This is a genomic window from Falsiroseomonas sp. RANM36 (assembly GCF_056682175.1).
The window spans coordinates 695,279-703,191 of record NZ_JBWXTD010000002.1 but is presented as its reverse complement, the minus strand read 5'-3'; the positions used below and the strand labels follow the sequence as shown (position 1 = coordinate 703,191).

9 protein-coding genes and 1 tRNA gene are annotated in these 7,913 nt (G+C 72.9%); 6 read left to right on the top strand and 4 right to left on the bottom strand.

Annotation, left to right across the window (positions count from 1 at the left end; genetic code table 11):
• Positions 1-87: 87 nt before the first annotated feature.
• Positions 88-456 (bottom strand): hypothetical protein, encoded by a 369-nt coding sequence (locus AC1MIR_RS04200; protein WP_480026921.1) that lies wholly within the window; start codon positions 454-456, stop codon positions 88-90.
• An 86-nt stretch (positions 457-542) separates the two neighbouring features.
• Here AC1MIR_RS04200 and AC1MIR_RS04195 point away from each other — a divergent pair, with 86 nt between their 5' ends.
• A complete protein-coding gene (locus AC1MIR_RS04195) occupies positions 543-1,019 on the top strand; it encodes a MarR family winged helix-turn-helix transcriptional regulator (protein WP_480026920.1) in 477 nt (158 codons plus the stop codon).
• A gap of 19 nt (positions 1,020-1,038) precedes the next feature.
• Here AC1MIR_RS04195 and AC1MIR_RS04190 read toward each other — a convergent pair whose 3' ends face one another.
• Entirely contained in the window at positions 1,039-2,781 is a 1,743-nt protein-coding gene (locus AC1MIR_RS04190) for a DUF6311 domain-containing protein (protein ID WP_480026919.1), read from the bottom strand.
• A gap of 303 nt (positions 2,782-3,084) precedes the next feature.
• Here AC1MIR_RS04190 and AC1MIR_RS04185 point away from each other — a divergent pair, with 303 nt between their 5' ends.
• The 3 genes from AC1MIR_RS04185 to AC1MIR_RS04175 all read left to right on the top strand — a co-directional run bounded on the left by AC1MIR_RS04185 (position 3,085) and on the right by AC1MIR_RS04175 (position 4,502).
• Entirely contained in the window at positions 3,085-3,231 is a 147-nt protein-coding gene (locus AC1MIR_RS04185; RefSeq protein WP_480026918.1) for a hypothetical protein, read from the top strand.
• Between the two features lie 120 nt (positions 3,232-3,351).
• Positions 3,352-3,846, top strand: coding sequence for a globin family protein (locus AC1MIR_RS04180; protein ID WP_480026917.1), 495 nt, complete (start codon positions 3,352-3,354; stop codon positions 3,844-3,846).
• A complete protein-coding gene (locus AC1MIR_RS04175) occupies positions 3,843-4,502 on the top strand; it encodes a DsbA family oxidoreductase (protein WP_480026916.1) in 660 nt (219 codons plus the stop codon). The genes AC1MIR_RS04180 and AC1MIR_RS04175 overlap by 4 nt, the downstream gene beginning before the upstream one ends.
• Before the next feature lie 46 nt (positions 4,503-4,548).
• On the opposite strand, the gene AC1MIR_RS04170 is transcribed toward AC1MIR_RS04175, so the two are convergent.
• Together AC1MIR_RS04170 and AC1MIR_RS04165 are read right to left on the bottom strand one after the other, a co-directional pair.
• Positions 4,549-4,638, bottom strand: a tRNA-Ser gene (locus AC1MIR_RS04170).
• Between the two features lie 54 nt (positions 4,639-4,692).
• Positions 4,693-6,351, bottom strand: a complete 1,659-nt coding sequence (locus AC1MIR_RS04165; RefSeq protein ID WP_480026915.1) for a DcaP family trimeric outer membrane transporter — start codon at positions 6,349-6,351, stop codon at positions 4,693-4,695.
• A gap of 185 nt (positions 6,352-6,536) precedes the next feature.
• Here AC1MIR_RS04165 and AC1MIR_RS04160 point away from each other — a divergent pair, with 185 nt between their 5' ends.
• Together AC1MIR_RS04160 and AC1MIR_RS04155 are read left to right on the top strand one after the other, a co-directional pair.
• Complete coding sequence (locus AC1MIR_RS04160) at positions 6,537-7,502, top strand: lytic murein transglycosylase (protein ID WP_480026914.1); 966 nt, start codon at positions 6,537-6,539, stop codon at positions 7,500-7,502.
• Positions 7,503-7,508: 6 nt separating this feature from the next.
• The coding region (locus AC1MIR_RS04155; protein ID WP_480026913.1) for a septal ring lytic transglycosylase RlpA family protein at positions 7,509-7,913 on the top strand (405 nt) is incomplete at its 3' end.

The following is a 7,913-nucleotide window of genomic DNA, read 5'->3' as shown; positions in this document are numbered from 1 at the left end:
GGGCGGGGGGGGGGCGGGCGCGGGGGGGGGGGCGGGGGGGGGGGGGCGCCCGCGGGGGGGGGGCGGGGGGCGCCGACCCTCCCGCGGTCAGGCCCAGCGCCGGATCGCGGCGGCGGAGTCGGTCGGGCCGGTGTTGAAGGCGATGCGGGCGCGGGGGGCGTGCTCGTGCACGACGTTCACCAGGCGCTCGAAGACGAGCACATGCGCCTCGTCGCGCCGCACGCCGGCGCCGATCAGGACGACGTCGAAAGGCCCGCCGCGCAAGGCCGCCTCCGCTTCCGCGGCGGCGCCCTCGGCGCTGCGGATGAAGGCGAGGGATGCGTCGTAGCCGGCCTCCTTGAGTCGCGTCTCGTCCGCGCGCAGGCTGGCTTCGAGCTTCTCGGGCGTCAGCCCGGGATACTTCGCGTAATCCACGGCGGATGGATGCCACCCGATCATCAGGACCTTCTTCGTCATGCCGCGCTCCTCTCCCTTTCCGTGGACTGCCTTCCCATGGATCCGGGCAGGCCGTATTAGGTTACGTGTAATTTGATGCCATGTAAATGAATTCGATGGCCTGCGACCCCGCGCCCCGGCGTCCGCGCTCGATCGGGCGCGCGCTCAACTTCGCCACCGCGGCGACGAACGCGCTCTGCAACGCGCTGCTCGCGCCGCACGACCTGACGCTGCCGCAATGGGTGGTGCTGAGCGCGCTGTGGCAACGCGACGGGCTCTCGGTGTCCGAACTGGCCGACTACACGGGCAATGCGGGGCCCGCCGCATCGCGGATCATCGACCGGATGGTGGAGAAGGGGCTCGTCGGGCGGCGGCCGGATCCACGAGACCGGCGCGCGACCGTCGTGTTCCTCGAGCAAAGGGCGGAGGCGCTGCGGCACCTGCGGGGGTTCCACGAGCAGGTCAACGCGATCCTGCTCGCCGGCTTCACCGAGGCCGAGGCCGCCGCACTTTACGCGCTGCTCGCGCGTGCCGAGGCCAATGCGCGGCGGCTCGGCGCGGACCCGACCGCGGCGGCCGGCTGAGGCGCGGCGGGCGCCGCCCTCAGCGCGCCTGCCAGTCCGGCGCGAAGACCTGCAATCCGTCCACCACCGCGAGCAGGTCGCGCGAGGGGTTCGCCCGCCGCATCACCAGCCGCAGCGTGTCCTCGTCGCGCAGGATGTAGAGCGTGCCGCGCTCCCAGCGGCCCGCGGCGAAGTCCGCCACCGTCCGCGCATTCAGCCGCCGCAGCGCCTCGGCCTCGACGCGGGAGAGATAGACCGCATCGGTCGGCAGCCGGTGCCGCGCGGCGAAGCGCGCCACGGGCTCCCAGTCCTGTCCGAAATTCGCCGCCGGCACCGCGCGCACGCGCCCGTAGCGCAGCGCCGCCTGGGACCAGAAGGGATCGGGCAGGCGCTCCGCCGCCTGCCGCGGCGCCTCCGCCACCAGGGCGCGGAACTTCGCCATGCCGGCATCCACATCCACCACCTGCAGCACGAGCGCCGCGCCGAGCACCAGCCGCGCCCATCGCTGCGGCAGCCGCAGCGCGACCAGGGCGACGCCGCCGAACAGCGCCGCATAGGCAAGCGGCCAGTAGAACCGTTCCGAGGCGCGCAGCATGTCGGCCAGGTGCATGATCGGCCCGGGCAGCGGGATCTCCACCAGCACATGGCCGCCGATCGCGACGCGGTTGGAGATCGCGAAGGCCAGCATGGCGCCCAGCACCACCAGCAGCGCGCGATGGCGCCGCAGCGCCCCGCCGAGCCCGCCGCGCCAGGCCAGCACCGCGCCGAGCGCGAGCACCGCCAGCGCGCCGGCGCCGAGATAGGCCCCGCCATGCTCCCAGTGGCGCAGCCCCGGCAGCGCCGGCAGCAGCCGCCCCCATTCCACCGCGTCGAAGGGCGCGGTGAGGTCGAGCTGCGAATGGCCGTAATGCACGCCCATCGGCTCCACCTCGCCGCGCACGGTGAAGTAGCCGGCGAGCCAGAGCCCCGCGAGACCGGCAGCGGGCACCCCGGCCGCCTCCCGCAGGAAGGGGCGGATGCGCCCCGCGCGCGCGCCGCGTGCGGCGAGGTCGGCGATCCAGAGGCCGGCGCACATCGTCAGCACATAGGGGTTCAGCATCGCCACGAGGCCGAGGCACGAGGCCCATTGCAGGGCCTGGCGCCGGCCTTCCGGCCGCAGGCAGAGCCACAGCGCCCAGAGCAGCGCCCATTGCGAGACCAGCGCGAAATGCCCGCCGTAGCGGTTGAGGATCAGCGGCTGGAACACGAAGAGCAGCGCGCCGAAGCCGCGGGAGACGGGATCCTGCACCGCGAGCCCGAGCAGCCGCCACGCCATCGCGCCCTGCAGCACCGCGCTCAGCACGAGCCAGGGGCCCCAGTACTGCTTGATCTCGACGAAGGGCAGCAGGAGCTTCGCCACGAAGGCGGCGAGCGGCACCACGTCCACGAAGAAGATCGCGCTCGACAATTCGAGGCCATAGGCCGGGTTGAGGCCGAGCGGCAGCGACCAGGGCGCGACCGCGAAATAACGCCAGGCCAGCCAGTAGGCGACGGGATCCGGCCCGAGGCTGCCATGCAGGATCCAGCCGGTGTCGCGGATGTCGAGGATCCGCGGCCCGAGCGTGAGGATCGCGGCGAGGCCGCCGCCGACCAGCACCAGAAGCCAGCACACCCGGCCGAGCAGGGCGCGGTCGGGTTCGGTCTTCGCGAGGCCGGCGCCCCGCGCCGCATCGGGCGCGCCGGCGCCGACAGGCCGCAGCCGGCTGAGCGGCGACAGCGGATCCAGCGGTCCGCCCTGGCTCATCCCCGTTCTCCGGTCCCGCAGGCTTGCCCGGCGGGTCCCGCCCGATCCTCGCGCAATGCGGCTCCTCCCCCGTGCGTCACGAGTATTTGACGGCAGCGACCCATGCGCAACTCCGCCTCCGGCGTCCCGCCCACCGGCACCCTTCGCCGGGGCTGTGGCAATTTCGTGATGCGGATGGCGGCGCGCCGGGGTTTCATGAGCAGCAATCGTGCTGCCGTCCGGCAATTCTCTAAAACGGCGTTGCTTTCGACATGCGCACAACCTTAAGTGGACCACATGCACCATCAGCACTATTGTGCGCCGATGACCGAGCCGCCGCGGCGTCGCCGTATCTGGATCCTGGCTGCGCTTGTGGTGGTGCTGGCGGCCGCGGCCGCCGGCCTGGCGGTGCAGGCTGACCGGAACCCGCAAAGCCCCGTCGTGCCCTACGATCCCCTGCCGCGCTGGTAGGGGCCGGCGCGGGTCGTCGCGCCGGGCCGCGAAACCGGCGAAACATTCGGACCCATCCCCCGCAATCGCGGCGACATGCGCATCCGCCAGCATCCGGCGCGCAGAGGGGAGACACCCGCGATGACGCCGAACCAGATCGCGCATGTCGAGCGCAGCTTCCGCATCATCGCGCCGCTCAGCGACATGGCGGCCGCGATCTTCTACGAACGGCTGTTCAACCTCGATCCCTCGCTGACCCGGCTGTTCCGGCATGCCGACATGGGAGACCAGGGCGGCAGGCTGATGTCCGCGCTCGCCTTCGTGGTGAACCACCTTCGCAAGCCCGAGCGACTGCTGCCGGCGGTGGCGGAGCTGGGCCGGCGGCATGCCGGCCACGGCGTGCGGCCCGCCCATTACGACACCTTCGGCCGGGCACTCGTCGCCACGCTGGCGGAAGGTCTCGGCGACGGCTTCACCCCGCCGGTGCGGGACGCCTGGGAGGCCGCCTATCGCCTCCTCGCCGAGGCAATGCTGGCGGGCGCGGCCGCGGCGGAGCCCGCCAGGGGCGGCGAGACGATTTCCCTTCGGCCGACACGTTCACCGGGGCCCGGCAGCCCTGCTATCGTAGCGGCGTGAACATCCTCGCCCCGCCGCGGTCCAGGCTGCAGATCGAGGTCGTCTTCGACCTGGTATGCCCCTGGTGCTACCTCGGCACCCACAGGCTCCGGCGGACGCTGCGCGCCAGGCCGGACCTCGCGGCCGATCTCGTCTGGCGGCCCTTCCTGCTGAATCCGGACATCGCGCCGGGCGGGCTGGCGCGGCAGGACTACCTGATGCGCAAGTTCGGCGGCGAGGATCGCGCGCGGCGGCTGCACGCCAGCATCGCCGAGCTCGGCCGCGCCGAGGGGCTGCACTTCGCCTTCGACCGGATCCGCCGCATCCCGCCCTCGCTCGACGCCCATCGGCTGGTCCGCCTGGCGGAGCGGCAGGGCCTGGCGGAAGCGGCGGTGGAGGCGGTGTTCGGGGCCTATTTCCGGGACGGGCTGGATATCGGCGACCAGGCCGTGCTGGCGGGCATCGGCGGGGCGATCGGGATGGATGCGCCCGCCGTGCGGCAGGCGCTGGCCGGCGCGCAGGAGGCCGAGGCCGTGCATGCGGACAATCTCCGCGCCCATCGCCTCGGCATCAACGGGGTGCCCTGCTTCGTGGTGCAGGGCCGCCACGCCATCGCCGGGGCGCAGGAGCCGGAAGTACTGGAACGGCTGCTGGACGTGGCGGTGGTGGAGGGCTGAGACCGCGCGGCTACTGAAGCCGGGCGCCGCCGACGATCGCTCGCCGTGGCGGATGGGGTGGGATTCGAACCCACGGTGGGCGTGAACCCACGGCGGTTTTCAAGACCGCTGCCTTAAACCACTCGGCCACCCATCCCGCTCCGCCGGCATAGACCGATGCGCCGGCCCCGCGAAAGGGGCGGGGCGGCGCTCAGAAGCGGGCGACGGCGCCGAACAGCACGCGGTTCTGGATGCCGTGCCCGACCCCGCCCGCGCCCATCGCGGCCGCCGCGCCGCCGAACAGGTCGCGCCGCGTGTAGAGATACTCCACGCCGATATCGAGCCAGCCGGTGTCCACCGACCCGTCCGCGCGCAGCGTCGCGAAGGGGCTCCAGATCAGGTTCGCGAAGACCTGCTGCAGCTGGTCGTTGAGCGCCAGCGCCGAGGAGGAGCCCGGCGTGAACTGCCGCGCATAGTCCGGGTAGTCGAGCTTCGACCAGGAATAGCTGAAGTTGCTCCGCAGCTGCGTGGTCCAGAAGCGGCGATAGGCGCCGGTCAGGCCCCAGGACGGGATCGCCTCCATGTCGAAGCCGCCCGCGGCCGATGCCAGGCCGAGATTGGTGATCGCGTCCGGCCCGCCGGTGTTGCCGAAGAAGTAGCGCCCGATGCCCTGGCCGACGAAGGCCATGCCGATCAGCTCGTCCGGGCCGAAGGCCGGGGCGATGACCTTCATCGGCATGCGCAGATGCCCGGCCACGCCCCAGCCCAGCATGTCCTGCTCGCCCTGCGGCGCAGGGGCGGTGGTGCCGCTGGTGTTGATGGACAGCTGGCGCAGCATGCCGCGCAGCACGCCCTCCCACCCGTCCTGCCGCCAGCCCAGCCGCACATGCAGGTCGGGCGCGGTGTTGATGGCCGGGCTCGCGCTGCCGTCGGTGTTCTGGGTCGGCGTGACCAGGCCGGCGACGCCCACATAATTCGTCTCGGGAGCCTCCAGCGCGACCTGGCCGGTGATGGTGCGGTTCAGAGCCGGATCGGCCCAGACCCGCGTCACGCGGATCTGCGGTTGCCGGACGAAGGACTGGTTGAGGTTGGTGGCGTCGATGATCGTCTCGAACAGGCCCTCGTTCCAGAGGCTGTTGGTCTGGCCGATCAGCACGCGCCAGTCATTGTCGGGCAGCGTCAGCTCGGCCCAGGCCTGGCGCAGGCGGAAGACGGCGTTGCTGGAGGTGGGCGGCCCGCCGCCAAAATCGCCTTCGATGCGCGTCTCCACGCGGCCCCAGCCGGTCTCGCTGCGCGTGTCCACGCCGATCCGGCTGAAGCGGGCGGTCATGCCGTAGTCGCCGCCCTGCATCGCCGCGACGCTGCCCTGCAGCGGGATGGTCGCCGGCGGCGGCGCGTCGGTCTGGTTGCGGCTGTCGAAGTCGTGCCAGGAGGTCAGCTTGATGAAGCCGTAGAGCCGCACCTGGGTCTCGGTGCCGGGTACGCGGAAGGCGATGCCGGGCAGGTCGGAGCGCAGCGCCTCCAGCGCGGCCTCCCGCCCCGCCTGGCGCGCGGTTTCCTCCAGCGCGGCCGGCGAGGGCGTGGCGACGGCCGGAACGGGCGCGATCGGCGCCGGCGGCGCGGCGGAACGGGGCGGCCGGGCGGGCCGGGAAGCGGGCGCGGGGGCGGGACGGGAAGGCGCAGCGGCAACGGCGGGCGCGGCGGGCTGGCGCTGGCGTGCCTCCAGCGCCTCCAGCCTGCGCTGCATGGCCTCGAGCTGGCGGCGCAGCTCGGCGATCGTCGCGGCATCGTCGGATTGGGCCAGCGCGGGCCCGCTCCCGATGGCAAGCCAACTGGCGGCGAGCGCGGCGGCGATCGCGGCGTGCCGCATGGACGTCTCCCTTCGTCTTGGCGCGCAACCGCAGGGCGGAGGACGCCGGCCCGATCCGAGCGACGGTAACGAGGCCGCCGCGCCGGCGTCATGCACGGGACGTATCCCCCATGTGCGGCCCGTCCCAGGCTGGGAGGGATCTTCCGGGTTTGCCCTGGCGGCCGCGCCTGTGGCATCCAGCCGCCATGCCCATCACACGGCGACTCGCGCTCACCGCCGCCCTTGCCGCATTGCCGGTCGGCGCGCGCGCGGCCACGCAAAGCTTCGACGCCTTCCTCGACGGCGTGCGCAGGGATGCCCGGGCCGCCGGCGTGTCCCAGGCGACGCTGCAACGCGCGCTGTCGGGCCTGCGCCCGATCGACCGCGTGCTGGAACTCGATCGTCGCCAGCCGGAATTCACCCAGACCTGGGAGCAGTACCGCGACGCCCGCCTGTCCCAGGCGCGGATCGAGGGTGGGCGCCGGGCCTATGTCGAGAACCGCGCGACGCTGGAAGCCGTGCAGGACCGCTTCAAGGTCACGCCCCGCGTGGTCGTCGCGATCTGGGGGCTGGAGACGAACTACGGTGGTTTCACCGGTAATTTCAGCGTGATTCAGAGCCTGGCGACGCTGGCCTGGGACGGCCGCCGCTCCGCCTATTTCCGCAACGAGCTGATCGCCGCGCTGAAGATCCTGGATGGCGGGCATGTCCCGCCCGACCGCATGCGCGGCTCCTGGGCCGGGGCGATGGGTCATCCGCAGTTCATGCCCTCGAATTTCGACCGCCTCGCGGTGGACATGGATGGCGACGGGCGGCGCGACATCTGGGACAGCCGCGCCGATGCGCTCGGCTCGATCGCCAACTACCTGGCGCGCTCCGGCTGGCGCGAGGACCAGCTCTGGGGGAGGGAGGTCGCGCTGCCGGCGGGGTTCGATCCCGGTGAGGCCCGGCGGGACAACACGAAGCCGCTGCGGGACTGGGCGCGGCGCGGCGTGCGGCGGGCCGATGGCGCGCCGCTTCCGGCGCTGGACCTGCCGACGGCGATCCTGTTGCCCGGCGGCCCGCGCAGCCAGGCCTTCGCGATCTACCCGAACTTCAACGTGATACGCCGCTACAATCCTTCGGATTTCTACGCGCTCGCCGTGGGCCTGCTGTCCGACCGGGTGGCCTGACGCGGCATGCCGCGCCCCGGCCGCCGCTGGCTTCTGCTGCTGCCGCTGGCCGGCCTCGCCGCCTGCGCCCCGCAGCCCGCGCCGCAGCCCCGCTACATGGTTGGCGCGCCGTACCAGCTGGGCGGCGTATGGTCCTATCCGCGCGAGGATTTCGGCCTGGTGCAGACCGGGCTCGGCAGCGTCGCGGCCGATACGCGCGCCGGGCGCCGCACCGCCAATGGCGAGGTGCATGACCCGCAGGCGCTGACCGCCGCGCACCGCACGCTGCAACTGCCCGCCATCCTGCGCGTGACCAATCTGGAGACGGGGCTGGAGATCGAGGTGCGCGTGAACGATCGGGGCCCCGCCAATCCCGGCCGCGTCCTGGAGCTGTCGCGCCCCCGGCCCGACCGGAGGCCGTGTCGGGCGGGC